Raw genomic sequence first — 23,894 nt, 5'->3', positions numbered from 1 at the left:
CCTCACAGACAATTGTATATCTTACCTACAACTAATTATTGCGCCGCGACTTGTGGCTATGATAGCATCCAGATGTATTTCTAGATGTTTGGACGGCTAAATGGCTTTATCTTATTCTCAACACGCACAATGTGACGTTAATAACGCGCAAGCAGAGCAAGCTCACACGCTTTTATCACAATTTTTGCTTAACGCCCAATCACCCGTTCAGTGGCAATATTTAATCCCTGAACTAGGTGAGGGTGGTGCGTGTAGTTTGTTTGGTCACTTGCAAGACGAGCCTTTTAACTTACAACAGTATATCGCGCCAGAAAGTGAAGCTAATTTGGCTCAGTTACAAGGTATTGTCGATTTTGTTGTTGAGCACACTGGGGTTGATTGGTTTGGTATTTATCAAAGCCGCGATATTGACGGTGAGCAACAACTGCTCAAGCTGGCCTATCATGGTGCACCGAGCAGACCGCTGTTTCCAATGAATGCAGCGTTTGCAGCAACCAGTAATAACGTACAAGTTGCGATTTCAGGAAAGGCACGCATTATCAATGATGTGGAAGACTATGTTGCCAAGGGTGGCGAATACTATACATGTGACCCTAAAGTGAAGTCAGAAACCTGCTTGCCGCTTTATTCTCAGGAAGGTAAAGTAGTGGGCATCGTCGATGCAGAAGCATTCAGCAAAGATTTTTTTACCCCCGAGCGTATTGCATTGTTAGTCGCTGCTTGCAAGGAAATTGTTAAGCATTTGCCTGCGTAATGTGTGTCGGGATACACGCTAACCCAGAGATAAAAAAGAGAGTTCCATGTTCTCACAATTAAAACCTTTACCAACCGATCCTATTCTTGGGCTTATGGCTGCGTTTAAAGCTGATACCAATGCAAACAAAATTGACTTAGGTGTTGGTGTTTATAAGGATGAAAAAGGCGACACCCCTGTACTGCGAGCAGTTAAAAAAGCAGAAGAGTTTCGTTTAGCAAACGAGACAACCAAGACGTATATTGGCTTGGCGGGTAACCTAGATTATTGTCAGAAGATGGAGCAATTACTGCTTGGTGATGCACACCCTGCATTGCTTGCTAACCGTGTTCGTACTGCCCAGGCTCCTGGCGGAACAGGTTCATTACGTGTAGCAGCTGAGTTTATTAAGCGTTGTAACACTGATGCCACTGTGTGGGTAACAACACCAACATGGGCAAACCACATCAGCTTGTTCGAAGCTGCGGGTCTAACAGTAAAAGAATACCCTTACTACGACTATGAAAATAAGGGCCTTCTGTTTGATGAGATGGTAAATGCACTGAGCCAAATTCCAGCGGGTGATGTTGTATTGCTGCACGCATGTTGCCACAACCCAAGTGGTATGGATTTAAATGCAGAGCAATGGAAAACGGTAACAGAGATTGCTAAAACGCAAGGCTTCACTGTATTAGTAGATATCGCTTATCAAGGTTTTGGTACAAGCCTAGATGATGATGCGGCGGGCCTTCGTCACCTTGCTTCGCAAGTAGAAGAGCTGATCATTTGTTCTTCATGTTCAAAGAACTTCGGTCTTTATCGTGAGCGTATTGGCGCATGTTCAATTATCTCTAAAGACGCGGCAGCTGCAGACGTATCGAACTCAGTTATGTTGAGTGTTGTACGTAGTATTTACTCAATGCCACCGGCGCACGGTGCTGATATTGTTAACACCATTTTATCAAGTGATGAGCTTACTAACATGTGGCATCAAGAGCTTGACGAGATGCGTGCGCGTATTAATGGTTTGCGTTCTTTGCTCAAAGAAAAATTAAATGCCAAGTGTGAAGGCATGGATTTCTCATTCATCGAGCAGCAGCATGGCATGTTCTCTTTCTTAGGCATTAATAAAGAGCAAATTGATCGCCTGCAAAAAGAATACTCAATCTATATCGTAGGTTCTAGCCGTGTGAATGTGGCGGGGATCAGCGAAGCGAACATTGATTACTTCGCTAATGCAGTGGCTGAAGTGACTAAATAAGTCATTAAACAGTGCACAAAAAAGCCAGATTTTGCTGGCTTTTTTTATTTTTATCAGAGTGTTAGGCTTCTTTTGTTTTTAGCTCAGTGACATTCTCGTCAGTTTTAGCTGCTTTAGCTTTCTTTGGTGCTTTATCTGCTGTTGGCTTTGCCCCTTTAAGCACATTCATGAAGTCATCTTTTTGCTTCGCAATTTGCAGGGATAAGCTTTCGACTTGCTGTTCACTTAATGGCACATCAACAGCGCCCAATAACTCTTCTAAGTTTTCTGCAATATCGAGCATTTTGTCATAAGCATCGGCTTCTTTTTTACTGGTAAAGGTCATGCGCTCGACTCCATTTCTTTCCACTACATACTTAACTACAACAGCCATGGGATCTCCTAACTATACTGTTTTTTTATACAGTTAGGTTAGAGGTAAGTGCGTACAACGTCAAGGGCTTTTATTAGAGACTTTATTGTTTGAACCTAATTTGACAACAAAGGTGTTTTCTTCTTTATTTAAAACAGCAGTACAAGGAAAACCATTACTTTAAGGAGAGAAGTATGAAACTACTACATGCCGCAGTAATTGCATTGTGTATACTCAGCGCAGGTGAGGTGGTTGCCGCTCAAAAGGCACCGGTTCAGACTGATGCTATCGTTCCCGCGCTGGTAAATATTAACAGTGCTTCTGAAAAAGAATTGCAGATGTTGCCTGGCATAGGAGCAGCAAAAGCAAAGGCGATTGTTCAATATCGTGACCAAAACGGCCCGTTTACCAGCGTAGAACAACTGGTGAATGTGGCTGGAGTGGGTGATAAATTACTCGCGAAGATAAAGGATAAAGTGAGTATTTAATATTCAGGTGTGAATAAACCAAGGCAGCGTTAGCTGCCTTTTTTGTGTGTTTGTATCGCTTGCTCAAGGTGCATTGATGCAAAGTAGTGACGCACTGGCAAAACCAAAATAGGATAGGCGATACCAGCAAGCAGTAACCAAGGCAACATACTCCAGCCTTCAAATCGTACCAACAATAAGAACAGTGGTGTGATCAACAGCAGCTTTAATATGTTCATCAATATCCGCTCTTGAGCACTTAATAACTCCAAAGAGTCAGCCACAATTGCAAGACGCTCTTTGTGACTAAACTCTTTGAGAGCAGGGATTTGGCTGGCTAAAAAATAAATCATGACTTTTGCGCTTTGAAAAATAGGCTAGCAAGCGTAACAAGAATAGCCGCCGCAGCAAAAGCAGCGAAAACGACCTGCATCCAACCTGGCATCGATAAGCCTAAAAACTGCCAATCGATATTGCCACAATCCCCTGTTGCAGCGAAGAAGCTAGGGATCCACTCGTGCAATGGCATGAAGCTTGGGAAGTTAGGTTCAAATTCACATACGAATGCGAACGGATCGGTTGTTGTTTGCATATCCACATGATCAATGGCAATAAGCAAGCCCCAAATGCTTGCTACCAGCCATGTAGCAAATCCAAGCAAACGGATGAAGGTATTGGCTGGATTAATTGCGCCAATGATCCCCGCAGCTGCAATTCCTAAAACCGCAGTGCGCTGGTAGATACACATGATGCATGGCGCTAAGTCCATTGCATATTGAAAATACAGTGCGGTTACTTCTAGCACTATGGCTACTAGCGCTAACAAAATCCAAGGTGCACGTTGACGTGACAAACTACTTAACCAACTCATGATGTACTCACTTAATTATTATTTTGAGAATTATGCCGACCCAGCGCAGAGCATGCAAGTTCAGTCATCTAGGGGATTTTCTACAAAGCAGATTTAGACGCTGAACCCTACTTTGAACAATGTTGATAACGCAATCAACCTAAGGCAGTTAACTTTTCTTGTTACTTGCTGATCATCTGGTACAATCAGTCAGATAAATGAAACGAAATCAATCCGTAGTGAAGTGGACGTTAGATGAGAATTTTTAAAGCAAAAAGCCCAGCTGGATTCGCTGAGGAGTATATAGTTGAGTCCATTTGGAACGGTGAATTCCCACCGGGCTCTATCCTTCCAGCAGAACGAGAGTTGTCTGAGCTTATTGGCGTAACCCGCACGACACTGCGTGAAGTACTTCAGCGTTTAGCACGTGACGGCTGGTTGACGATTCAACATGGCAAGCCAACACGCGTAAATAATTTCTGGGAAACATCAGGACTGAATATCCTCGAAACGCTTGCGCGTTTGGACGAAGATAAAATGCCTGAGTTAACCGATCAGCTTTTGTCAGCGCGTACCAACATCAGTGCAATTTACATGCGAGCGGCGATTAAAATTAATCCTGAGCGCGTGAAAGAAATTGTCGCTGATCGTTCCTCTGTTGAAGACAGCGGTGAAGCGTTTGCAGATTATGACTACTGGGTACATCATCACCTAGCCAGTGCCGGTAACAACAAGATTTACGTGTTGATCCTCAATGGTTTTAAAGGTTTCTACTCAAAAATTGGTAGCCACTATTTCTCAGATCCACGCACGCGCGAATTGGCTCGTAAGTTCTACGCTGACTTAGCAGAGTTAGCCGATAAGCATGATCACGATGGAGCCATAGGCCTAATGCGTAAATACGGTCATGAAAGTGGTCAAATCTGGCAAGAAATCCGCGGTGATATGCCTGAGAACATCATGGATTAAAAATGAGCCTGCGCAAGCGGGCTTTTTTGTGTCTGATTGTTGGTAAATTAAGCCATCATTTTTTTCGATTAATGCTATCGTTAAATGCGATTGTTCTTTTGCGCGTGAGCTAAGTAACATAGCGAACAAGAATATAAATGCACGGATTTTAGCGCTTAAACCTTGTTTTTTAACCGCTTGGCACCATATCTTAGTGCAGGAATAATTACAGGCTTGGCGACACAGTCGTCGCAGCCGCAAAATACGACAAACTCAAACTATTTTGGAGAATAAAATGGGTGTATTAGTAGGCCGCAAGGCACCAGACTTTACAGCTGCAGCTGTGCTAGGTAATGGCGAAATCGTAGATGCGTACAACCTACACGAGACTATCAAAGGCAAAAAAGCAGTAATCTTTTTCTACCCACTAGATTTCACTTTCGTTTGTCCTTCAGAGCTAATTGCATTCGACAAGCGTTATGAAGAATTCCAAAAGCGTGGCGTTGAAGTAATCGGTGTTTCTATCGATTCACAATTCTCACACAACGCATGGCGTAACACTGCTGTTGCAGACGGCGGTATCGGCCAAGTTAAATACGCACTAGTTGCTGACGTTAAGCACGAAATCTGTCAAGCGTACGACGTTGAGCACCCAGAAGCAGGCGTTGCGTTCCGTGGTTCTTTCTTAATCGACGAAGAAGGCACAGTACGTCACCAAGTAGTTAACGACCTACCACTAGGGCGTAACATCGACGAAATGCTTCGTATGGTTGACGCACTAGCGTTCCATAGCGAGCATGGTGAAGTGTGTCCAGCTGGTTGGACTGAAGGTAAAAAAGGTATGGACGCAAGCCCTGAAGGTGTTGCTAAGTTCCTATCTGAAAATGAAGGCGACCTATAAGGTTTACCCCTAGTTTTAAAAACCGCGCTCAGGCGCGGTTTTTTTGTGCCTGATATCCGCGTTCATCTTGATGGTGTTGATACACAAGCGGCTGATTAGTTTTTCAAATCCAATATTTTTATCTTCTTAGTTTTTGGACTATTCGTTTTCCTTCATATTTAGAAAAATGCGCAATTTGTGCAGGGTTAACTTAGCTCATTACTCCATTTAGCCTTGCCATTATGCGCCTCAGGTGTTTAATGTTGGACCTGATAATGGGGCGGTTGCTCCAGCAAAAGAATTCGTAGTAAAGTATCAACAAGATACGGTGTACTCGCCTTAAAACAAGGCTGATTAAAAGTGGGCACAGAAACAGCTGATTTTGCGCGTACCTCACAATTAAAGCTGATTATTTAAGTTACGGCTTTAGGCAGCTAATTGCATTATGGAGTATTTATGAAAAGGATATTATTACTGATAGTTTCACTAGCATTATTCTCATGTAAATCCACAGATAGAATTACAAAAGATATAGATGTTATCGATAAACAACTAAAGTGGGGCATTGTTTTATATGAAAGAGGAGAGTATGAAAGCGCATTTCAAGAGTTAAGTGAATTAGCTGCTTGGGGCTATAAGGACGCGCAATACGCTTTAGCGTTTATGTTTCTTAAAGGACAATATGTAGAACAATCGACGTTAATTGGTATGGGTTGGTTAGGGGTTGCTACAGAGTCAGAAATAGAAGATTGGGAGGTGCTTTTTAATGATCTTTATTCTAAAGCATCAAATGAAGATAAAAAGAAATTTGATATTATCATTGAAGACTATAAATCAAAGTTTGGTTTAAAGGCGCAGCATGTTAAATGCAGTAAAACGACTAATGGTGTATCTAAAAAAATAATCACCAAATGTACCAAAAGTGATAAATTATCGAAAATTTATGAAATAGATTTAACAGAAGCAGACTTATAAAAAGGCAATATTGTTCAGCTATAGAGCAACATAATGCAGACATAAAAAAACCGCCCTTGGGCGGTTTTTCTAATTTTGCTTATTGAAAGCTTACTGCGCGGCGCTCTTTACGTGGCGCTCGGCTTTTCGCGTTAGGGTCGCGGAAGCTACGCTTTTTACCTTCGCTGCGCTCGTTACGGTCGCGTGAAGGACGTGCTGGGCGAGAGTCACGTTGCTCGCGCGGTGCACTTGCTTCAGATGGGCTCAGCGTTAGCTTCATTGGGCGCTTACAAATGTACACTTTTTGGAAGTGTGCAACTTTGTCTGCCGGCATACCCTGTGGAAGCTCTACCGTGCTGTGCGCATCGAATAAACGAATGTCGCCAATGAACTTGCTTGAGATATCCGCTTCGTTGGCAATAGCACCCACGATGTTTTTAACTTGAACACCGTGTTCACGGCCTACTTCGATACGGTATGTATCCATAGGAACATTTGACTCACGACGCTCGCGACGAGGCTTATCACCACCATCACGACGGCCGCGCTCACCACGCTCGCCACGTTCACCGCGACGGTCGTTACGCTCACCGCGCTCTGGACGTTCTTTAGTGTTAATCTCTTCAACTTTCAGCGGGGTTTGCTGTTGTGCTAAACAAAGTAGTGCAGCAGCAAGGTCGCCTTGGCCAAGTTGTAGTTTGTTACCAATTGAGTTAGCAACTTGAGTAAAGAACTCGATGTCTTTGTGCTCAAGGGCCGCTGCAATTTTTGTTTCTAGTGCGTCAATACGCTTTTGCTCAACCACTTTCGCGCTTGGCAATTGTACTTCTGCGATATCGCTCTTAGTGTGGCGAATAATGTTCTTCAATAGGTAACGCTCATTACCTTTAACGAACAAGATAGCTTTACCTTGACGACCTGCACGGCCAGTACGGCCAATACGGTGGACGTATGCTTCGCTGTCTTGCGGGATATCGTAGTTAACAACAAGGCTAATACGCTCAACGTCAAGACCACGAGCGGCAACGTCTGTTGCGATAACGATATCGAGTAAGCCGTTCTTAAGGCGGTCTACCGTGCGCTCACGCGCTTGTTGGTTCATATCACCATTAAGCGGTGCAGCTGAGAAACCTTCGCGCTCTAGCAGCTCTGCAAGCGCTACAGTGTCGTTACGCGTACGTACGAACACGATTGCTGCGTCAAATTCTTCAGCTTCTAAGAAACGTACGATCGCTTTGTTTTTGTGTACACGCGCCTGCCAGTAAACCTGTTCAATTGTAGATACTGTACTGTTACGCGGAGTAATACGAACTTGCTCTGCGTCTTGTAGGTATGTTTTACAGATAGACTGGATTTGGTTAGGCATAGTTGCAGAGAACAAACAGGTTTGTTTGTCTTCTGGTGTTTGCGCCATGATGCTTTCTACATCGTCAATAAAGCCCATGCGCAGCATTTCATCTGCTTCGTCAAGCACAAGCGCGCTCAAACGAGATAGGTCAATTGATTTGCGGCTGATGTGATCAAGTAGACGACCCGGAGTCGCAACGATGATCTGTGCACCACGACGAAGTGCACTTAGTTGGATGCCGTAGCTTTGACCACCGTAAAGGGCCAATACTTCAACACCTTTAGTGTATTTAGCATATTGCTCAAACGCTTCAGCTACCTGAATAGCAAGCTCACGAGTAGGAGTAAGCACAAGAATTTGTGGGTGCTTAGCGTCTGCATCGATATTGTTCAATAAAGGCAAAGCAAAGGCTGCGGTTTTACCCGTGCCTGTTTGTGCCATTCCCAAAACATCCTTTTTGTCGAGTAAAAGGGGAATACACTGGGTTTGGACCTCTGATGGAGTCTCATAACCCAACTGTTCCACTGCTTTCAAGATTGCAGGAGAAAGGTTCAACGACTCAAAGGTGACTGGTTCTGACATTAAAACGCCTCAAGGAATTCAAAGAGGCGCGCATTGTACAGGAATGAAGCACTAATTGCTTGTATAAATTAAAACTATTTCCTATGTGCTTGGTTTTGTATGAAATTTAATCAGTGGCTTTTTTGGAAATTAACTATTTATTGACAATATTCTTTATTTTTAGCGACTTGCGCATAGCCAAAAAGTCACGTTTTAAGCGCAAAAAGCCGGGTAAAACCCGGCTCATAAAGTACTTAGTTTTGGTATAAACCAAGGTTTGCTTTGGCGTATGCTTCAAACTCAGTGAAACCACCAATATGTGTTTGGTCGATAAAAATTTGCGGCACTGTTTCGCATGGTTTGCCCGCTGATTTCTCTAGATCAGCTTTGCTGATCCCTTCTTTAATAATATCAACGTAGCGAAATTTAAAATCATCGCGTTGCTCGCTAAGTGTTTGTGCAACTTCTTTAGCGCGTACGCAAAAAGGACACCCATCACGACCAAAAATTACAGTTAACATATCATCTCCAGTACTTTTTAACTTTACGTGTTGCAGTGTACCTAGGATGACGCAACAGGTAAAACAATGAAAATCGATGCAGCTGTTCGTAAAAAGCGATTAACTGCGATACACGGTTTTAATTAAGTGATAACCAAACTTTGTTTTAACAGGGCCATGCACTTCAAATAAAGGCTTTTTGAACACCACGTCGTCGAACGCTTTGACCATGGTGCCTCGTTGAAACTCACCAAGATCACCCCCGCGCTTTTTAGAAGGGCAAGTAGAGTATTGCTTTGCGAGCTTATTGAAATCGCCGCCTTTATCCAATTTGGCTTTAATCGCCAAGCACTCTTTTTCGGTTTTCACTAAAATGTGATAGGCACATGCTTTGGCCATGTTGTTACTCCTAAAACGTAAATCTATATGGGGTGATGGCATCCAACACGTGTTGTTTTTCACCCATACCGCCGATGCGGTAGGCATGGCCATCATGCTCAAGCAGACCACGATGATCCATAGTTGCTTTTAGCGCGTGTTCCATACGCTGCCATTTATTGCTAGCAATATCAAAGCGCCACACTTGGCTTGAAGGCGAACTAGGCTTGCCATTGTAACCAACACCGTTGTAGTTGTAAGGGTTGGGTGAGCCGCCCATAAAGACGATTTGCTTGTTAATGGTACCTGCGGCCATACGATAGTGTGCTTTGCCTGTAGGGTGGGCAAGTGCGTGCCACGACACTTTTGCTGGGTTCTCAGAGTCAATAATGCCTTTCAAGCACTGTGCTTTAGCATCAAAGCCTCTGCGTTTATTTGCAAAAGCAACGGTTTTGACGCCATCACATACCACCATGGTGTTGCCGCTGATGGCTGCTGCTTGTCCAAATACCGCATCGCCTAAAAAGGGAGAGGCTTGAAACCAGGTATTATTAGCGATGTCGTACACTTGCACTAGGTTAACGTTACCGTCGTTGTGCCACCCACTCACAAGGTAAATGTATTTATCTTGATAGTTCAAAGCTACACTGTCATCCACTGGCACAGGCATATTGGCGAGCTTTACATATTCATTGCTTTGCACATCAAAACGATACACATCAGGAACAGAAATCTCGGTGTGATCCGCGGCGACAGTGTAGCCGCCAAAAATATACGCATATTTGCCAACCCCCACCGCCGTAGCAGCCAAACGCCCTTTTAATGCGATAGATGCGGGTACCGCCTTCATCGCTTTCCATGCATTTTCGGCGGTATTGAGTGCCCACACTTTGTTATGCACGTCGGCATGGGTTTTACCTTTACCCAGCCCCATAAAGCTCAAAAAATAATGGCCCGAGTCAGTGCTTACTTGCGCAACAGCGTTGTTGCTCACAGGCTCAGGTAATGCTGGAAATGATTGTGCCATTGCCGTAAAAGAAGCGACGCAGAGTAAGTGAATACACAGCCCTTTAGTCAATCTAGTAACCATTTATTTGCCTCTAAACTTAATGCCTAGCTCGCTTGAGTAGCCCATTGAGCGAGCAGTGATAGACAAGGATTCGTCTATTACATAATAGGTGGGATACGCGGATATTTTATATTGCTTTGCGGTATTTTCGCTACCTAAAAGTATCGGCATTGTTAAGTTTAAATCTGCCACAAACTCAGAGACTTCAGCGGCATTTTGATAATCCAAGGCAATAGCAATCGCGTTAACTTGGTTATCGGCAAATGCCGCTTGAAGGTTAGGCATAGATAGTTTGCACACCGAGCACCAAGGCGCAAAAAAGTACACCACTGTTTTTTGCCCTTGTAATGATTTAATCGTAAACCTGCCATCGTTATTGAGTTGTTCAAGAGCAAAGTAGGGGGCTGGAGCGTCGTCAACAGGGAGTAAATTACGTTGTTGAAACGTACTTACTGCATAAAAGACAATTGCAAAGATAAAAAGTTGAGAAAAAATTTTAATTATTAATTTCTTTATATTCATATAGTTAATTATTTTAGGTTGAGTTTTTATAAAAAAATTTCAGACATTCTCTTGAAAAGAATTTGCTCGTCCATACATCAGATTATGAGGACGCCATAAAGGGTCCCAACCAAACTAAAGTTATTGATATTTATACATAAAAGTTGTTTGTTCAATTGAAAAACAACGACCAATATTGCTTAAAAATTGAGGATATTATTATGCGTACAGTAGACCTTTCACCACTATATCGTTCATTCATCGGTTTTGACCACCTTGCATCACTTATGGATGCTGCGGCTCGCACCGATAAACAGCCTAGCTACCCACCGTACAACATTGAGGCACTGGGCAAAGATCAGTACAGAATTACTATGGCAGTAGCCGGTTTCAGCGATAACGAATTGACCATTGAGTCAGAGAATAACACGCTAAAAGTGACCGGCACAAAAGCAGATAAAGATACAAAGCAAGAGCGTAAATTTATCCACCAAGGTATCGCGGAGCGTAACTTTGAACGTAAATTCCAACTTGGTGATCACGTAAAAGTGATGGGTGCAGAGCTAGAAAACGGCTTGTTGGTTATCGACCTAGAGCGCGAAATTCCAGAAGCACTGAAGCCGCGTAAAATTGAAATCGGCTCAGGAAAATTGCTCGAGAGTAAATAATCACTCACCCATTCTCCCTTGATATGCCGCCCTTTTTGGGCGGCTTTTTGTTTTCACACAAGGTGTTATGGTGACAAAAACAGATAAAAAACGCGATAAACAGTTACGCGAATTACTCACACAGGTTTGCGAGAGCCACTGTAAATCAATTGCTGGTTTTAGTTGGTTAACACATCGTATTGACTGGAAAAGCCCGCACAAAACCTTCACACTCACAGTGGTATTTGAGCACCCTGATGACCTTGCTACGTTTATACAAAGTAATGACAGAGCGGCGCTTGAAAGGCTGGTAAAAAATAAAATAAAAGCGCTGGGCGTCGATATAAAAGAACCAAGGCAATTTATATATCAATCACAATAGCGCCATCGAACAACACTAAAAGTCGCACCTTAGATATTAAAACAACTGAAAAGGTGATGTACTGAGGATCACAAATGAGCACACCAAAACCCACCGCCGCTATTTTTGTTGACGTACAAAACATTTATTACACCTGCCGAGAAACCCATAGGCGTAACTTTGATTACAACGCATTTTGGCGTGAGGTGAGCAGCCAATACCTGATACGCCATGCGTTTGTCTATGCCATTGACCGTGGAGATACCAAACAAGGTGAGTTTCAAAATATTTTGCGCGCTATTGGCTTTGAAGTGAAGCTCAAACCCTTTATTCAACGCGCCGACGGCTCAGCTAAAGGTGATTGGGATGTGGGGATCACCCTCGATGCCATTGAATATGGCTGCGACACTGACGTCACCATATTACTCTCAGGTGATGGTGATTTTGATTTACTCGCAAAAAAGTTACGTGACGAAAAAGGCAAGCGCGTGGAAGTATATAGCTGCGAGAAACTCACAGCCGCCTCTTTGATTAATGCGGCAACGCACTTTCGAGCCATTGATAGCACACTGCTGCTGGGTTAGCTTATAAATTTTTACTAATACTCTGTCAGGCTTCACAAGGATGCTGTGCATGGAAAATATGATCGAGTTAATTTCAAAAGTACCTAATGTGATTTGCAGTGCGGTAATTGCTGCATGTCTTACATTATTAGGTGTTTTATGAACAAATAGAGGTAACTTATGCACATGGAAGCAAACCGAATATGGCGCTAGATGCAATTGGTGATTTACTTGAGGTGGTTGGTCGGTTTTTATTCAGAACAATGAATGAGGTGTTAGTCGAGTTTCTCTGCAAAGGAACAGGTTATTTTATTTGCAAACCATTCAAAGCAAATGTCGAACCAGATGGATTTTTTGTTTTCTTGGTTGGCTTTGTATTTTGGCTCTGTGTCGTATTGATGGGTTTTCATATTTATGAATTTATTCAAATTGATAAATGCCTAGATTCTGGCGGTCGCTTCAATCACTCGAATAATCAATGTATAAAGTAAATACTGTAGCAAATGCTAAGCGCTATTCAATTACAGGCTGACTCAGAACAAGATAATCCCATTACATAATATGTAGCCCGTAGGCTACATATTCACTTTCTTAGTAATAACGCAGCTCATCGACTTTGCCCCAGAATACGCGGTAGGAAAACGCGGTGTAGGCTAAAATGGTTGGCACCACGATAAGCGCACCCCACAACAGAAAGTTCAACGACTCTGGCGCGGCTACGGCTTGCCATATGGTTAATTGGCCCGGAACAATATCTGGGAAAAAACTAAATGCTAAGCCAAAAAATGACAGTGAAAAAATCAGTAGTGCATAAATGAAAGGCAAGCTGGCTCCTATGTGTGGATGCGTGATTAACCGCTGCAACACTGCCCAACACAATAAGAAGAAGCCCGCACAAATAAGCGGAATGGGCACAAGCAATAATGCGTAAGGTAGGGTAAACCACTTATGGTAAATTTCAGGTGAAATAAATACGTTCACCAGTGATACCAATAAAATCCCCACGAATGTGATAACCACGGTTGCTTTACAAATGGTAATGGCCTTTTGCTGGAGATCGCCTTGTGTTTTCATAACCAGCCATGCGCTGCCGATAAAGGTATAGGCGGCTGTTACACCCACGGCACTTAATAATGCAAAAGCATGTGCTTCAAATGATGGCGAAAAACCCATTACATACAGGCCTAACATATACCCTTGTGACAAAGAGGCTATGAGCGAACCTGCCTTGAAAACAGTGTCCCAAATCTTCTTATGGCTGACGATGGCTTTGGCTCTGAAATCAAAGGCAACACCACGCATAATCAAGCCAATGAGCATAATGGTGCAGGGAATGTAGAGTGCCTGAAGGACGATGCTGTGAGCTGTTGGAAAGGCGATAAGCAGCAAGCCAATAGCGAGGACTAACCAGGTTTCATTGGCATCCCAAAATGGGCCAATAGAGGCAATCATGGTGTCCGCTGAGTGTTCGTCATCTAGGGGTAGCAGTATGCCCACCCCCAAGTCATAACCATCTAATATTGCATACATAAGGGTTGCCAGCCCCATGAGCGACACAAAAATAATTGCCAGTGTGGATTGATCAAACATATGCACTCTCTGTGTTTGTCGGTGTGCGTTTCACACCTTGTTCGCTTAAATCAAATTCTTCAATTTCAACAGCTCTACGGGCCATTAAAAATACGGTGTGCAGGTAAGCCACCAATAAAATCGCATACACGGTTAAATACAGGGCGAGGCTAAAACCAACATTCGCAGGCGCGATTTGCGTTGCCGCGTCAGATACTTTTAAAACACCGCTGACTAAGTAGGGCTGTCTGCCAACTTCGGTCACATACCAGCCAGCGAGAGTGGCAATCCAGCCACAAAAGGTTAGGGCAACGAAGGCGCGCATTAACCAATTAGGCAAGTGGCCGCGCTTTTTAAGTTGATACAGTGCCACCCACGACATAACAATCATTAATAGGCCGAGGCCAACCATAATACGAAAGCTAAAGAACACAGGTTTTACCGGTGGATGCTCGCCTTTAAATTCGTCTAGCCCTTTAATTTCTCCATTGGTGTCATGCGTTAAGATAAAACTGGCCATTTTCGGGATGCCAATTTCAAAATGGTTAGCGCGCGTTTGCTCATCAGGGATGGCAAATAGTAATAGCGGTGCGCCTTTTTCGCTTTGCCATACCCCCTCCATAGCCGCGACTTTCTGAGGTTGATGTTGTAAGGTATTTAAGCCGTGCAAGTCCCCCACGAAGGCTTGCATAGGTGATAGTACTGCTGCCACAACGAGGGCGACTTTCAACGTGAGTTTAGGCGCTTGTTTATCATCGCCTTTTATAACGCGATAACAGCTTATGCCAATGATAAAGAAGCTTGCAGTGAGCCCTGACGCCAACAGCATATGCATCAGCCGGTAAGGGAAGCTCGGGTTAAAAATAATAGCGAGCCAATCTGTGGGGTAGGCAATACCATCTCGTAATTCAAAGCCAGCAGGTGTTTGCATCCACGAATTTAGGCTCAATATCCAAAATGCTGATAACGTGGTACCCAGTGCGACAATAACACAGGCGAGGGTGTGCATTTTCGGTGGCACGCGCTTGATGCCAAAAAGCATGATCCCTAAAAATGTGGCTTCTAAGAAAAAGGCTGTCAGTACCTCATAACCAAGAAGGGGTCCTGCGATATTGCCCACCTTTTCCATAAAGCCGGGCCAATTGGTACCAAACTGAAAAGACATGGTAATGCCACTGACCACCCCAAGTGCAAAGGTTAACGCAAATATTTTTACCCAGAAGCGATAGGCGCGCATCCACACTGGGTTGCCCGTTATATCGAACCGAACTTTAAAAAAGACTAAAAACCAACACAGCGCAATGGTGATGGTGGGAAACAAGATATGAAAACTAATGTTGGCGGCAAACTGAATGCGTGAAAGCATTAATGTATCCAACATAAACAACCCCCAATAATGACTTTACTAATAGTGCCTTGAGTGTGTTGGCCTAGTAGCACGACGACTAATGCATCGAGAAGATGCACATAAAAAAGGCGGTAAAGTTATTCACTATTACCGCCTTTTAAAACCTTATCTTTAAAGTCGAGCACTTTAACGACACCAGAGCCTAGCTTCATTAAGGTGGTGAGCTTTTCTGGGCTCATACTTTGTAGCTCGCTTGCCCATTGCGTGATGGTTTCAAGCAAGTCATGAAGCTCTGCCATTTTGTTTTGTGCATAGGCTTCTTCGGTATTGGCTGGCTCGTCAATAATTGAAGCGCGCAAAAGAGATAGGGTTGGGTCCATCTCTCTTTTTCTGCGCTCTTCAAAGACTCTATTTGCTAACAACCAAATATCACCGGCTGGGGCGTAGTAATCCTTTCGGTCACCCGGCTTATGGATCACCGACACTAATCGCCATGATTGTAATTCTTTAATGGCCATGCTGACGTTACCGCGCGAGATATTGAGTGATTCCGACAGCGCTATCGCGCTTAACGGCTCTTCACTCATCAATAAGAGGCCCATGATCTGGCCAATGGTGCGGTTAAAACCCCAGCGGCTGCCCATTTCGCCACAGTGCATTACAAAACTTTCAATCTTCGGTGTTAGCAGCATTCTAAACTTTCAATAATTTCTGAAACTTTGAAATATAGTATGCGCATCTTTGACATAGATCAATCATTTTTGTGTGGTCTTTGAGCAGTTTTTTGGTTTTATGTAAACGTACTCAGTACGATATTTACCGCGTGTTGTTATAGTTGCTCGATATTCCCGATACACCACTGTGCTCTACCGAGCACAGCATTTCTAGCTTCCTCGCTTTGTTTATCCCAGTTACGATAAATCATACCTATGCGATGGTTATTGCCAAACCGCGCTCGGTGTCTATCCATGAAGTGCCAGTAAAGGCTATTGAGTGGACACGCTGAAGCAGATGTTTTCTCGCTGACTTTGTAGTGACAGCTTTTGCAATAGTCACTCATTTTGTTGACATAGTTACCACCGGCACAATAGGGTTTGGTGGCTATGATACCGCCGTCGGCAAATTGACTCATGCCGCGCGTGTTGGGCATTTCCACCCACTCGATGGCATCCACATAGATACCTAGATACCATGCATCCACTTCATCCGGATTTACGCCTAGTAATAAGCAAAAATTACCTGTGATCATCAAACGTTGAATGTGGTGTGCATAACCATATTCAAGACTTTGTGAGATGGCCTGTTGCAGGCACTTCATTTTGGTATCACCGCTCCAGAAAAAATCAGGCAGCGAACGCTTTGCTTCAAGGTTATTTTTGTTCGCGTACGCAGGCATGTTGAGCCAGTAAATACCTCGAACATACTCACGCCAGCCCAGTATTTGTCTTACAAACCCTTCAACCTGAGCCAGTGTGATGTGTTTATCATTGTCGTGATAGGCATCGACGGCAGCTTGGATAACTTGCAACGGGTGTAGGATCTTGGCATTGAGCGCGAACGAGAGGCGGCTATGATACAAAGACCACTTATGGTCACTTTGGCAGGTCATGGCATCTTGAAATGTGCCAAACAAGGGCAGTAAATGCGCACAAAAATAATCGAGTAATTGCAGCGCTTGTTGGCGGTTGACAGGCCAAAGTAAATGACTACCAACAGTGCCGATTGTTTTGATATTGTGCCTGTGTATGCGCGCTAATATCTCTTTGATATCATTGTCAAAACACAGTGGTTCAGGAATGTTGTTAATGTCCTGTGCTTTGAGCTTATTGCGGTTATCTTTATCGAAATTCCATTGCTCCCCAAGGGGCTTACCGTCTTGCATTAGCACATTAAAACGCTTGCGCATTTTGCGATAAAACTGCTCCATGGTGTGATGTGTATCTGCTTTGAAATACTGTGTTAACTCCTCAAATCCGAGCATGAAATGCTCGCTGTCATATCCTCGAACATCAACTCCTGCTATCGCCAAGTCGCTCATTTGTTGGCGTAGACGGTACTCGTCGGGCAGCTGATAACTCAACTGCGTTGCTTGGTACTTTGATAGCAAATTGGCTAATAAATCTGGCAGTGTTGCGAAGTCGCGGGTGTCATCCAGTGTCAGGTGAAGCACATGATGGCCACAATGTTGTAGCGCGTGGGCAAAACGTTCCATAGCTGCAAAGAAGGCGATAACTTTTTGGATATGATGTGTACAGTAGTGCATCTCTTGATGAAGTTCTGCAATCACGTACAGCACATCATCGTGTTTGCTTTTAAACCACGTGTGGTTAGCGTTGAGCTGATCGCCTAGTACAAGGCGTATCTCGCGATAATGGTTGTTTTTTGTCATAGCGTTTTTTAACTCTGTGGCCAACCAACACAATCGCGTTCAGGGATCTGCACTTTTTTGCCATGGTAGTGGTTGGTGAATTCACCATCTGGGTCAAACATCTGTGTTTGTTTTTCAATATTGAAATGCCTGCCTCCACGCGGGTCGGCACCGACTCCAGCGATGTACTGCCAGTTACCATAGTTGCTTGCGACATCATAGTCGATAAGTTGATGTTCGAAATACGCCGCGCCATAGCGCCAATCTAAGCCCAACTCATTGATAAAACAGCTGGCGACGATTTGTCTGCCACGATTTGACATCCAGCCAGTTTGTTTGAGTTGATTCATTAGCGCGTTGACTAAGGGGTATTCGGTGTTGCCGTTACACCATGCTTGAAAGCGCTCAGCGTAAAAGGTGTTATTGGGTGACTGCTTAGCCATACCTTTAAAGCTAAACAGAGATTCTTTTTGATAAAGCGCCAACCATTGGAAATACTCACGCCACAGTAATTCAAAATAAATCCAATAGGTGGAGTCATTGGCGCCATGTTCGCCTTCATACGCAATCAGCGCACTGTATACTTGCCGAGCACTTAATGAGCCGTTTGCAAGCCATGGCGATAAGCCTGTGGAGAAGTTATCCCCCCAAAGGGCGTTTCGTGTTTGTTTGTAGGTGCTTGGTGCCGTGGTGGCAAAATAGCGTGTGAGCGCTTCAGATGCCGATTGACTGAACCAAGGCTGCAACTGCAAGTAAAAGTGCTCCAAGCTCACAGCATGATTAAGGTCACAATTTACAGAGTCGGGTAATGACAAAGGCTTGCCAAGACTAGGGTCAACCGGCACTTGGCCTTCGATTTTTTTCCTAAACTGGCTAAAAGTAAGAGGGATGTCTTCGAGGGCAAATGGTAACTGCTCTTTGTGAAACAAGGTGTGATTGTATGCTTGATGTATGGTTATCCCTTGAAGGCGACGAGTTAACTTTTCGACGGCAAAGCTTTCATGCCAGCCGTGCTGAAAAGCAACACCAATATCAGTCACCTTATGGCTCTGTATGATTTGCGTAAGTTGCGCAAAACAATTGATATCATAAAGTACATGGCCGTAATGAGTGAGTTCATCAGACAGTGCTAATAATGTTTGCTGCTTAAACGCCCTGAGTGCTTGTGAGCTATTTTGGCGTGGGTAGGCACTGTGATGTACCGGGCGCAAAAAATGCAGCGGTGCATAGGCAAAGATTATGCGATCGCACTGCTTACTCAATTGTCTGAGCAAGGGGTTGTCGCCAAGGCGTAAGTCGTTAGTAAATAAGTAAAGACCCGTTTTCATATGCATCACATCCTGTTCGTTCAGATATGTCATACGCATGAGTGAGAGGTTTAGATCGACCTGTGCGATGTTAATCGCGAGCAAAGATAGGCGGTGAGTCTATCTCACCGCCAAACTGAGTTAGCCGACTTGGGCTACCATTAGGGTGTTGTTTAAGCTGATAAGTTCAGCCTTAGCAAAGAAGTTAAAATCTGTGCTGGTGGTCCATGTATATGCGCCCATGTTTTGTGTGAATACCAAATCACCATCTTGCAGCGCAGGGAGCAATACGCGCTCACCAATCACATCGATGCTGTCGCATGTTGGACCGGCCAGCACACTTGGCTCGCCTGCTGCAAATTCAGTGCTATATTGCGTAAAGAAACGCTGCTCTGGTTCACCATAAACGCGACCACTGAATGCACCATATACACCATCGTCCATGTAGTACCATGTCGCATCACCACGCTGGCTTTGACCCATAACACTCATGACATGAGTCATGGCGTTAGCAACAATAAAGCGCCCTGGTTCAGCAATAAAATGCACGGTTTCTGGCCACGCTGCCAATGCAGCTCTAATTGGTGCGCAATAGTCATAAATATCAATATCTTGGCCTGTGTAGCTTACAGGGAATCCACCACCGATATCGAGGGTGTTCATAGCACCAATGCCAGCGTCGAGCGCAGCTTCAAATACGGCTTTACATTGCTCAATCGCATACACGTATTTGCCTGCATCCATTGTTTGTGAACCAACATGGAACGACAAGCCACGCACGCGAATACCGAGTTCTTTTGCGCGCTTTAAAAGAGGTAACGCAGCGCTTGGTGCAACACCAAATTTCTTCGATAAATCAGCCGCCGCATCTTTGTTTGGAAAGCTTAAGCGCAGTAGCAATTCGACTGAGTCGCTATATGGCACAAATTTATTGAGCTCGTTCTCACTGTCGAACACAAACGTTGTACAGCCATAATGTAGCGCATGCTCAATGTCACTGATGCGTTTAATCGGATGCGTGTGAATTACAGCCGATGCATCAACACCTGCTTGTGCTACAAGGTCTACTTCACCGTTTGTTGCTAAGTCGAAACAGCCACCTAATTCGTTAAGCGCTTGAACAACATCGATATGAGGTAACGGCTTTAGGGCATAATGCAACGCAACATTGGGCAGAGCTTGTGTAAGTTGCATGTAATTAGCGCGCACTTTGTCTACGTCTAATACCAATAAAGGTGTACCGTGCTGCTTAGCAAGCGCTGCACATAAAGAAAAGTGTTCGTTGTTGGTAGCAAAAGGCTGGACCAAAGTAGAAACCGACATCATAACTCCAAAAGTTAATTTGGATAGTTACTCTTTCGCCTTGGCAAGGAATGCTGTACTAGGATTGGCTATCTAATAAAAGTGGCGCAATAATAGCCATATTATTGCGCCACGCAAGCAAAATTTTAAAAAAATTAAATTAAATTTTTGCGCTTATTCTGCTGTAACATCAAAGGTTACGGTTGCATCTTGACCTGCAGTTACTGTAACAGCTTGGCTGCTATAAAGCGTGAACGCTTCGTCCATCACTTCTGCGTCATCAATGTGTGCTGCACAGGTATAACCTAGAGTGTATTCACCCGTTGCTACGAAGCCGATTTCAAACTCATAACTTTGGCTCTGTTCATTGTACGCTACGTTTGCAGTTGCAATTGGTGCGTCTGCAGGCACTGTTACGCCATCAGCTTCTACGTAAAGATCCTTCATACCTTCAGCGACTGAATACAGGTATACAGCGTGACCAAAGTCGCCTTCTGTTGGTGCGATTGCTGCATTATCTGTTTCACAGTTCATGAATAAGTTTTCAGATACTGTACCTACGATGTTTTCAACTTCCGCCAAATTTTCGAGGCGAACACCGGTTGGCTTAAGCACCACTTCTTCACCGTTTTGAGGGTCTACAAGTGACTTCTTAAGGTCGAACTCAAGTACAAAATCGTTTTGGCCAACAGCGAGGGTAAAGTCATTTAGTTGGATTTCACCGATACCATCGTTACCTTTACGTTTGACGATAAGAGGAACCACTGTGTCGTCGTTGTAAACAAGGTGAGAAGTTTGGGCTAGGTTCGCAACATCGCCATTTACAATGTTTGCACGAAGCCATGAATAGTTACCTGGGACAACTACTTCATTATTAACAAGAGAGAAAAGGTCACTGCCTGTATACTCTAGTAGGTTCACCATAACTGGCGCTGATGGGTCATCTGAACTGCGTGTTTCGAACGTTGGGTTTTCACCGCCACCGTTTAAGATGATGCTATCAAAAGCAACCCATACTTCTTTCACATTGGCGACAGGGGCGTCAGAAATACCAAGAGAAAATTGCGCGGTTTGTACTTCTTTGTCGTCGCTTGAGCCACAGCCAGCGAGGAAAGCCGCAGAGATTGCACTGACTAATAGTAATTTTTTCATGGTTTACGTTCCTTTGGAATATAGTTTTTTCAAGTGTAGCAAATGAGCCTGAACGTTGATTTAACACGCTGTCGTTAACGACTGGTAGATGTGCCGATAATGCAACTTATGTTGCTCGAAAAGAAATTGTCGCAGTTGTGCTTTGTTATTATTGGATACGAAAGTAACAGCAACAAAGTTTTCCTGCTGGCGCATCTTTTTTAGCTCTAAAGGTAGAGGATCATACTCAGGTAAATGTAGCTTTGCCATAGCACTTTGGGGTGGATTATTGTATTTCGCGGCATCGAGTACCGCCCCCGTTGATGATAACGAATGCACAGGCAGAGTATGCCCATTTGCAGTTTCAACATTGATGTTTTGCGGGTTGTCGAAGCGCCAGCTGCGATGCAGTCCTTGGGCTTCGAATATTTCAGGAGCACCTAGCTTTGGTTGGATATCGCCATTTTGTGCAAGGCTTAATGTGAGCGGAAACCATAACTCGAAATGACCGACCTCGGCGAGCATACACAGTACTGGTTCATCAAAAAGAGGGGCGACATAATCAGGGAGTTGCGAGCGCAAAGATAAGCCAGCGCCAGGAATGTTGTCATTACCTAACGGTTGCTCACTAAAAAGTTGCTTAAAAAAAGCAAGCTCCTGCTCTGTAAACTCCATCTCTTACCTCGGGTACTGCGTATTACATCTTGTAGTTGTTATTGTTTTCAATGCCGGCGCAATGTAGCAGACATTCAAAGATGTTTAAAGATTAAACAGGTACAAACAAGTGCCTAATTTAGGTGCTAGTCTAGAGGAAGCGGCGTTAAGTGGCAATAAGTGAGTGATAAATTGCGCCACGCTCATCAGTTCTGAGCGTGGCTAGAAGGTAAGTTAGGGGTTACTTAACCTCTTTACCTGCTGCTTGTTGATCAGCATGGTAACTTGAACGTACGAATGGGCCACAGGCTGCGTGGCTAAATCCGATTTCATCCGCATATTCTTTTAGTGCATCAAACTCTTCAGGTGGCACATAACGTTTTACTGGTAGGTGATGCTTTGATGGTTGTAGGTATTGGCCAACAGTTAGCATATCAACATTGTGCTCACGTAGGTCACGTAACACTTCTTCGATTTCGCTCATTTCTTCACCAAGGCCTACCATCAATCCAGACTTAGTGCGCACTTCTGGGTGTGCTTCTTTAAAGCGACGTAGAAGTTCAAGCGACCATTTATAATCAGCACCTGGACGAGCGAGCTTGTACAAGCGCGGCGCCGTTTCAAGATTGTGGTTGAATACATCTGGAGGTGTTTCACTCAAGATTGCCAATGCTCTGTCCATGCGGCCACGGAAGTCAGGCACTAAGATCTCAATCGTGATCCCTGGGTTATGTTTGCGAATTTCGCGGATACAATCAGCAAAGTGTTGTGCACCACCATCACGTAAGTCATCACGGTCAACAGAGGTGATCACTACGTAATTAAGTTTCATGTCTTTGATTGTAAGTGCCAGTTTCTCAGGCTCTTGTGGGTCAGGCTTAAGTGGACGACCATGGGCTACGTCACAAAATGGACAGCGGCGCGTACAGATTGCACCGAGGATCATGAACGTTGCTGTGCCGTGGTTAAAGCATTCCGATAGGTTAGGGCAGCTGGCTTCTTCACACACTGAGTGCAGACCATGCTTACGCATCGCTTGTTTGATGCCATCAATACGCTCACTTGATTTTGGCAAGCGGATTTTCAGCCACTGTGGCTTTCGTAGCATCTCGTCTTTTTCGGTTGGTAATACCTTCACCGGGATTAATGCCATTTTCTCGGCATCACGAAGCTTAACGCCAGGCTCCATACGTACAGAAGATTTTGTCATTACTTTGCCAAACCTTTTTGGTACTCAACATTTTCGGGGTTGAGTCGTTTAATTAATTGCTGAACTAGCCCTTGACCCGCAGCTTCAACACTTTGTGGTCCGCCTAGGTCTTTACATTGCACCATTTGCATGCCCGCATAACCACAAGGGTTAATACGTAAAAATGGGCTCAAGTCCATATCAACATTCAGTGCCAGGCCGTGGAACGAACAACCACGGCGAACGCGAAGTCCTAAAGAGGCTATTTTTGCCTCATTTACATACACACCCGGAGCATCTTTTTTGGCATAGGCCTCGATGTCGTACTCTTTTAGACAATCAATAATGCTTTGCTCTAGCCATGTAACAAGCTCACGCACGCCAATGTTTAAGCGGCGCAGGTTGAAAAGCACATACAGCATTTGCTGGCCGGGACCGTGATAGGTCACTTGGCCACCACGGTCTACTTTAACAACGGGAATATCGCCCGGCATCAGCAGGTGTTCTTCTTTACCTGCTTGGCCTTGGGTAAATACAGGTTCATGCTCTACAAGCCAAATCTCATCAGCGGTGTTGTCGTCGCGCTGATCGGTGAACTCTTGCATCGCATGCCAAATAGGCATGTACTCTTGGCTTGCGAGTTGGCGAACAAT

The 23,894-nt window shown here is 44.2% G+C and carries 28 protein-coding genes; 10 read left to right on the top strand and 18 right to left on the bottom strand.

The window, feature by feature from the left end; translation table 11 throughout:
* Positions 1–100: 100 nt before the first annotated feature.
* Both AAEU32_RS01745 and AAEU32_RS01740 read left to right on the top strand, forming a co-directional pair.
* Positions 101–754, top strand: coding sequence for a GAF domain-containing protein (locus AAEU32_RS01745; protein WP_421968807.1), 654 nt, complete (start codon positions 101–103; stop codon positions 752–754).
* A gap of 46 nt (positions 755–800) precedes the next feature.
* Positions 801–1,994 carry an amino acid aminotransferase gene (locus AAEU32_RS01740; RefSeq protein ID WP_421968806.1) on the top strand — a complete coding sequence of 398 codons (1,194 nt, stop codon included), beginning with the start codon at positions 801–803 and terminating at the stop codon, positions 1,992–1,994.
* 61 nt (positions 1,995–2,055) lie between these two features.
* On the opposite strand, the gene AAEU32_RS01735 is transcribed toward AAEU32_RS01740, so the two are convergent.
* Positions 2,056–2,367, bottom strand: a complete 312-nt coding sequence (locus tag AAEU32_RS01735; protein WP_421968805.1) for a YebG family protein — start codon at positions 2,365–2,367, stop codon at positions 2,056–2,058.
* A gap of 173 nt (positions 2,368–2,540) precedes the next feature.
* Between AAEU32_RS01735 and AAEU32_RS01730 the strand changes: the two genes are divergently transcribed.
* Entirely contained in the window at positions 2,541–2,834 is a 294-nt protein-coding gene (locus AAEU32_RS01730; protein ID WP_421968804.1) for a ComEA family DNA-binding protein, read from the top strand.
* 29 nt (positions 2,835–2,863) lie between these two features.
* Here AAEU32_RS01730 and AAEU32_RS01725 read toward each other — a convergent pair whose 3' ends face one another.
* On the bottom strand, positions 2,864–3,166 hold the full coding sequence (locus tag AAEU32_RS01725; protein WP_421968803.1) for a DUF6170 family protein: 303 nt from the start codon (positions 3,164–3,166) through the stop codon (positions 2,864–2,866).
* Positions 3,163–3,684, bottom strand: a complete 522-nt coding sequence (gene dsbB, locus AAEU32_RS01720) for a disulfide bond formation protein DsbB (RefSeq protein ID WP_421968802.1) — start codon at positions 3,682–3,684, stop codon at positions 3,163–3,165. Before dsbB ends, AAEU32_RS01725 begins: the two co-directional genes overlap by 4 nt.
* 234 nt (positions 3,685–3,918) lie before the next feature.
* On the opposite strand from dsbB, the gene fadR reads away from it, so the two are divergent.
* The 3 genes from fadR (at position 3,919) to AAEU32_RS01705 (ending at position 6,466) form a co-directional block, all read left to right on the top strand.
* The gene (fadR, locus tag AAEU32_RS01715) at positions 3,919–4,632 is read left to right on the top strand and encodes a fatty acid metabolism transcriptional regulator FadR (protein WP_421968801.1); all 714 of its coding nucleotides are present in this window, start codon (positions 3,919–3,921) and stop codon (positions 4,630–4,632) included.
* A gap of 274 nt (positions 4,633–4,906) precedes the next feature.
* Positions 4,907–5,512 carry a peroxiredoxin gene (locus AAEU32_RS01710; RefSeq protein ID WP_105255000.1) on the top strand — a complete coding sequence of 202 codons (606 nt, stop codon included), beginning with the start codon at positions 4,907–4,909 and terminating at the stop codon, positions 5,510–5,512.
* Between the two features lie 435 nt (positions 5,513–5,947).
* Entirely contained in the window at positions 5,948–6,466 is a 519-nt protein-coding gene (locus AAEU32_RS01705) for an outer membrane protein assembly factor BamD (RefSeq protein WP_421968800.1), read from the top strand.
* Positions 6,467–6,545: 79 nt separating this feature from the next.
* Here the strand turns inward: AAEU32_RS01705 and AAEU32_RS01700 are convergent, their stop codons facing one another.
* The 5 genes from AAEU32_RS01700 to AAEU32_RS01680 all read right to left on the bottom strand — a co-directional run bounded on the left by AAEU32_RS01700 (position 6,546) and on the right by AAEU32_RS01680 (position 10,823).
* The gene (locus AAEU32_RS01700) at positions 6,546–8,375 is read right to left on the bottom strand and encodes a DEAD/DEAH box helicase (RefSeq protein WP_421968799.1); all 1,830 of its coding nucleotides are present in this window, start codon (positions 8,373–8,375) and stop codon (positions 6,546–6,548) included.
* Between the two features lie 233 nt (positions 8,376–8,608).
* On the bottom strand, positions 8,609–8,875 hold the full coding sequence (locus AAEU32_RS01695; protein WP_421968798.1) for a GrxA family glutaredoxin: 267 nt from the start codon (positions 8,873–8,875) through the stop codon (positions 8,609–8,611).
* Positions 8,876–8,974: 99 nt separating this feature from the next.
* Positions 8,975–9,253, bottom strand: a complete 279-nt coding sequence (locus tag AAEU32_RS01690; protein ID WP_421968797.1) for a peptidylprolyl isomerase — start codon at positions 9,251–9,253, stop codon at positions 8,975–8,977.
* Between the two features lie 10 nt (positions 9,254–9,263).
* A complete protein-coding gene (locus AAEU32_RS01685; RefSeq protein WP_421968796.1) occupies positions 9,264–10,322 on the bottom strand; it encodes a Kelch repeat-containing protein in 1,059 nt (352 codons plus the stop codon).
* On the bottom strand, positions 10,323–10,823 hold the full coding sequence (locus AAEU32_RS01680) for a TlpA family protein disulfide reductase (RefSeq protein ID WP_421968795.1): 501 nt from the start codon (positions 10,821–10,823) through the stop codon (positions 10,323–10,325).
* A 200-nt stretch (positions 10,824–11,023) separates the two neighbouring features.
* Here AAEU32_RS01680 and AAEU32_RS01675 point away from each other — a divergent pair, with 200 nt between their 5' ends.
* The 4 genes from AAEU32_RS01675 (at position 11,024) to AAEU32_RS01660 (ending at position 12,864) form a co-directional block, all read left to right on the top strand.
* Complete coding sequence (locus AAEU32_RS01675) at positions 11,024–11,470, top strand: Hsp20 family protein (protein ID WP_421968794.1); 447 nt, start codon at positions 11,024–11,026, stop codon at positions 11,468–11,470.
* Between the two features lie 70 nt (positions 11,471–11,540).
* On the top strand, positions 11,541–11,831 hold the full coding sequence (locus tag AAEU32_RS01670; RefSeq protein ID WP_421968793.1) for a hypothetical protein: 291 nt from the start codon (positions 11,541–11,543) through the stop codon (positions 11,829–11,831).
* A gap of 74 nt (positions 11,832–11,905) precedes the next feature.
* On the top strand, positions 11,906–12,394 hold the full coding sequence (locus AAEU32_RS01665) for a LabA-like NYN domain-containing protein (protein WP_421968792.1): 489 nt from the start codon (positions 11,906–11,908) through the stop codon (positions 12,392–12,394).
* A gap of 182 nt (positions 12,395–12,576) precedes the next feature.
* Positions 12,577–12,864 carry a hypothetical protein gene (locus AAEU32_RS01660; protein ID WP_421968791.1) on the top strand — a complete coding sequence of 96 codons (288 nt, stop codon included), beginning with the start codon at positions 12,577–12,579 and terminating at the stop codon, positions 12,862–12,864.
* Between the two features lie 100 nt (positions 12,865–12,964).
* On the opposite strand, the gene cydB is transcribed toward AAEU32_RS01660, so the two are convergent.
* The 10 genes from cydB to lipB all read right to left on the bottom strand — a co-directional run bounded on the left by cydB (position 12,965) and on the right by lipB (position 23,864).
* The gene (cydB, locus tag AAEU32_RS01655; RefSeq protein ID WP_421968790.1) at positions 12,965–13,963 is read right to left on the bottom strand and encodes a cytochrome d ubiquinol oxidase subunit II; all 999 of its coding nucleotides are present in this window, start codon (positions 13,961–13,963) and stop codon (positions 12,965–12,967) included.
* Positions 13,956–15,323 carry a cytochrome ubiquinol oxidase subunit I gene (locus AAEU32_RS01650; protein WP_421968789.1) on the bottom strand — a complete coding sequence of 456 codons (1,368 nt, stop codon included), beginning with the start codon at positions 15,321–15,323 and terminating at the stop codon, positions 13,956–13,958. The genes cydB and AAEU32_RS01650 overlap by 8 nt, the downstream gene beginning before the upstream one ends.
* A gap of 104 nt (positions 15,324–15,427) precedes the next feature.
* On the bottom strand, positions 15,428–15,982 hold the full coding sequence (locus AAEU32_RS01645; RefSeq protein ID WP_421968788.1) for a GbsR/MarR family transcriptional regulator: 555 nt from the start codon (positions 15,980–15,982) through the stop codon (positions 15,428–15,430).
* A gap of 137 nt (positions 15,983–16,119) precedes the next feature.
* On the bottom strand, positions 16,120–17,679 hold the full coding sequence (locus AAEU32_RS01640) for a cryptochrome/photolyase family protein (RefSeq protein ID WP_421968787.1): 1,560 nt from the start codon (positions 17,677–17,679) through the stop codon (positions 16,120–16,122).
* A gap of 8 nt (positions 17,680–17,687) precedes the next feature.
* Complete coding sequence (locus AAEU32_RS01635; RefSeq protein WP_421968786.1) at positions 17,688–18,986, bottom strand: DASH family cryptochrome; 1,299 nt, start codon at positions 18,984–18,986, stop codon at positions 17,688–17,690.
* 120 nt (positions 18,987–19,106) lie between these two features.
* A complete protein-coding gene (locus tag AAEU32_RS01630; protein WP_421968785.1) occupies positions 19,107–20,288 on the bottom strand; it encodes a type III PLP-dependent enzyme in 1,182 nt (393 codons plus the stop codon).
* Positions 20,289–20,441: 153 nt separating this feature from the next.
* Complete coding sequence (locus AAEU32_RS01625) at positions 20,442–21,419, bottom strand: DUF4382 domain-containing protein (RefSeq protein ID WP_421968784.1); 978 nt, start codon at positions 21,417–21,419, stop codon at positions 20,442–20,444.
* Between the two features lie 60 nt (positions 21,420–21,479).
* Positions 21,480–22,073: a hypothetical protein gene (locus tag AAEU32_RS01620; RefSeq protein ID WP_421968783.1), complete on the bottom strand. Its 594-nt coding sequence runs from the start codon at positions 22,071–22,073 to the stop codon at positions 21,480–21,482.
* Between the two features lie 220 nt (positions 22,074–22,293).
* Positions 22,294–23,262 carry a lipoyl synthase gene (gene lipA / locus AAEU32_RS01615; protein ID WP_421968782.1) on the bottom strand — a complete coding sequence of 323 codons (969 nt, stop codon included), beginning with the start codon at positions 23,260–23,262 and terminating at the stop codon, positions 22,294–22,296.
* Positions 23,262–23,864 (bottom strand): lipoyl(octanoyl) transferase LipB, encoded by a 603-nt coding sequence (gene lipB, locus AAEU32_RS01610; protein ID WP_421969042.1) that lies wholly within the window; start codon positions 23,862–23,864, stop codon positions 23,262–23,264. The genes lipA and lipB overlap by 1 nt, the downstream gene beginning before the upstream one ends.
* Between the last annotated feature and the right edge of the window lie 30 nt (positions 23,865–23,894).

This window comes from Pseudoalteromonas maris (assembly GCF_049257235.1).
Lineage (GTDB): Bacteria > Pseudomonadota > Gammaproteobacteria > Enterobacterales > Alteromonadaceae > Pseudoalteromonas.
This window is presented reverse-complemented; position numbering and strand designations above follow the sequence as displayed.

Bases quoted from the DNA above. Each gene is read 5' to 3' on its own strand.
- lipA (WP_421968782.1), bottom strand. From the start codon at position 23,262: ATGACAAAATCTTCTGTACGTATGGAGCCTGGCGTTAAGCTTCGTGAT.
- cydB (WP_421968790.1), bottom strand. From the start codon at position 13,963: ATGTTTGATCAATCCACACTGGCAATTATTTTTGTGTCGCTCATGGGG.
- fadR (WP_421968801.1), top strand. From the start codon at position 3,919: ATGAGAATTTTTAAAGCAAAAAGCCCAGCTGGATTCGCTGAGGAGTAT.
- AAEU32_RS01685 (WP_421968796.1), bottom strand. From the start codon at position 10,322: ATGGTTACTAGATTGACTAAAGGGCTGTGTATTCACTTACTCTGCGTC.
- AAEU32_RS01635 (WP_421968786.1), bottom strand. From the start codon at position 18,986: ATGAAAACGGGTCTTTACTTATTTACTAACGACTTACGCCTTGGCGAC.
- AAEU32_RS01625 (WP_421968784.1), bottom strand. From the start codon at position 21,419: ATGAAAAAATTACTATTAGTCAGTGCAATCTCTGCGGCTTTCCTCGCT.
- AAEU32_RS01700 (WP_421968799.1), bottom strand. From the start codon at position 8,375: ATGTCAGAACCAGTCACCTTTGAGTCGTTGAACCTTTCTCCTGCAATC.
- AAEU32_RS01725 (WP_421968803.1), bottom strand. From the start codon at position 3,166: ATGATTTATTTTTTAGCCAGCCAAATCCCTGCTCTCAAAGAGTTTAGT.
- AAEU32_RS01745 (WP_421968807.1), top strand. From the start codon at position 101: ATGGCTTTATCTTATTCTCAACACGCACAATGTGACGTTAATAACGCG.
- AAEU32_RS01640 (WP_421968787.1), bottom strand. From the start codon at position 17,679: ATGACAAAAAACAACCATTATCGCGAGATACGCCTTGTACTAGGCGAT.
- AAEU32_RS01705 (WP_421968800.1), top strand. From the start codon at position 5,948: ATGAAAAGGATATTATTACTGATAGTTTCACTAGCATTATTCTCATGT.
- AAEU32_RS01730 (WP_421968804.1), top strand. From the start codon at position 2,541: ATGAAACTACTACATGCCGCAGTAATTGCATTGTGTATACTCAGCGCA.
- dsbB (WP_421968802.1), bottom strand. From the start codon at position 3,684: ATGAGTTGGTTAAGTAGTTTGTCACGTCAACGTGCACCTTGGATTTTG.
- AAEU32_RS01660 (WP_421968791.1), top strand. From the start codon at position 12,577: ATGGCGCTAGATGCAATTGGTGATTTACTTGAGGTGGTTGGTCGGTTT.
- AAEU32_RS01675 (WP_421968794.1), top strand. From the start codon at position 11,024: ATGCGTACAGTAGACCTTTCACCACTATATCGTTCATTCATCGGTTTT.
- AAEU32_RS01735 (WP_421968805.1), bottom strand. From the start codon at position 2,367: ATGGCTGTTGTAGTTAAGTATGTAGTGGAAAGAAATGGAGTCGAGCGC.
- AAEU32_RS01665 (WP_421968792.1), top strand. From the start codon at position 11,906: ATGAGCACACCAAAACCCACCGCCGCTATTTTTGTTGACGTACAAAAC.
- AAEU32_RS01650 (WP_421968789.1), bottom strand. From the start codon at position 15,323: ATGTTGGATACATTAATGCTTTCACGCATTCAGTTTGCCGCCAACATT.
- AAEU32_RS01645 (WP_421968788.1), bottom strand. From the start codon at position 15,982: ATGCTGCTAACACCGAAGATTGAAAGTTTTGTAATGCACTGTGGCGAA.
- AAEU32_RS01680 (WP_421968795.1), bottom strand. From the start codon at position 10,823: ATGAATATAAAGAAATTAATAATTAAAATTTTTTCTCAACTTTTTATC.
- AAEU32_RS01740 (WP_421968806.1), top strand. From the start codon at position 801: ATGTTCTCACAATTAAAACCTTTACCAACCGATCCTATTCTTGGGCTT.
- AAEU32_RS01695 (WP_421968798.1), bottom strand. From the start codon at position 8,875: ATGTTAACTGTAATTTTTGGTCGTGATGGGTGTCCTTTTTGCGTACGC.
- AAEU32_RS01690 (WP_421968797.1), bottom strand. From the start codon at position 9,253: ATGGCCAAAGCATGTGCCTATCACATTTTAGTGAAAACCGAAAAAGAG.
- AAEU32_RS01710 (WP_105255000.1), top strand. From the start codon at position 4,907: ATGGGTGTATTAGTAGGCCGCAAGGCACCAGACTTTACAGCTGCAGCT.
- AAEU32_RS01620 (WP_421968783.1), bottom strand. From the start codon at position 22,073: ATGGAGTTTACAGAGCAGGAGCTTGCTTTTTTTAAGCAACTTTTTAGT.
- lipB (WP_421969042.1), bottom strand. From the start codon at position 23,864: ATGCCTATTTGGCATGCGATGCAAGAGTTCACCGATCAGCGCGACGAC.
- AAEU32_RS01630 (WP_421968785.1), bottom strand. From the start codon at position 20,288: ATGTCGGTTTCTACTTTGGTCCAGCCTTTTGCTACCAACAACGAACAC.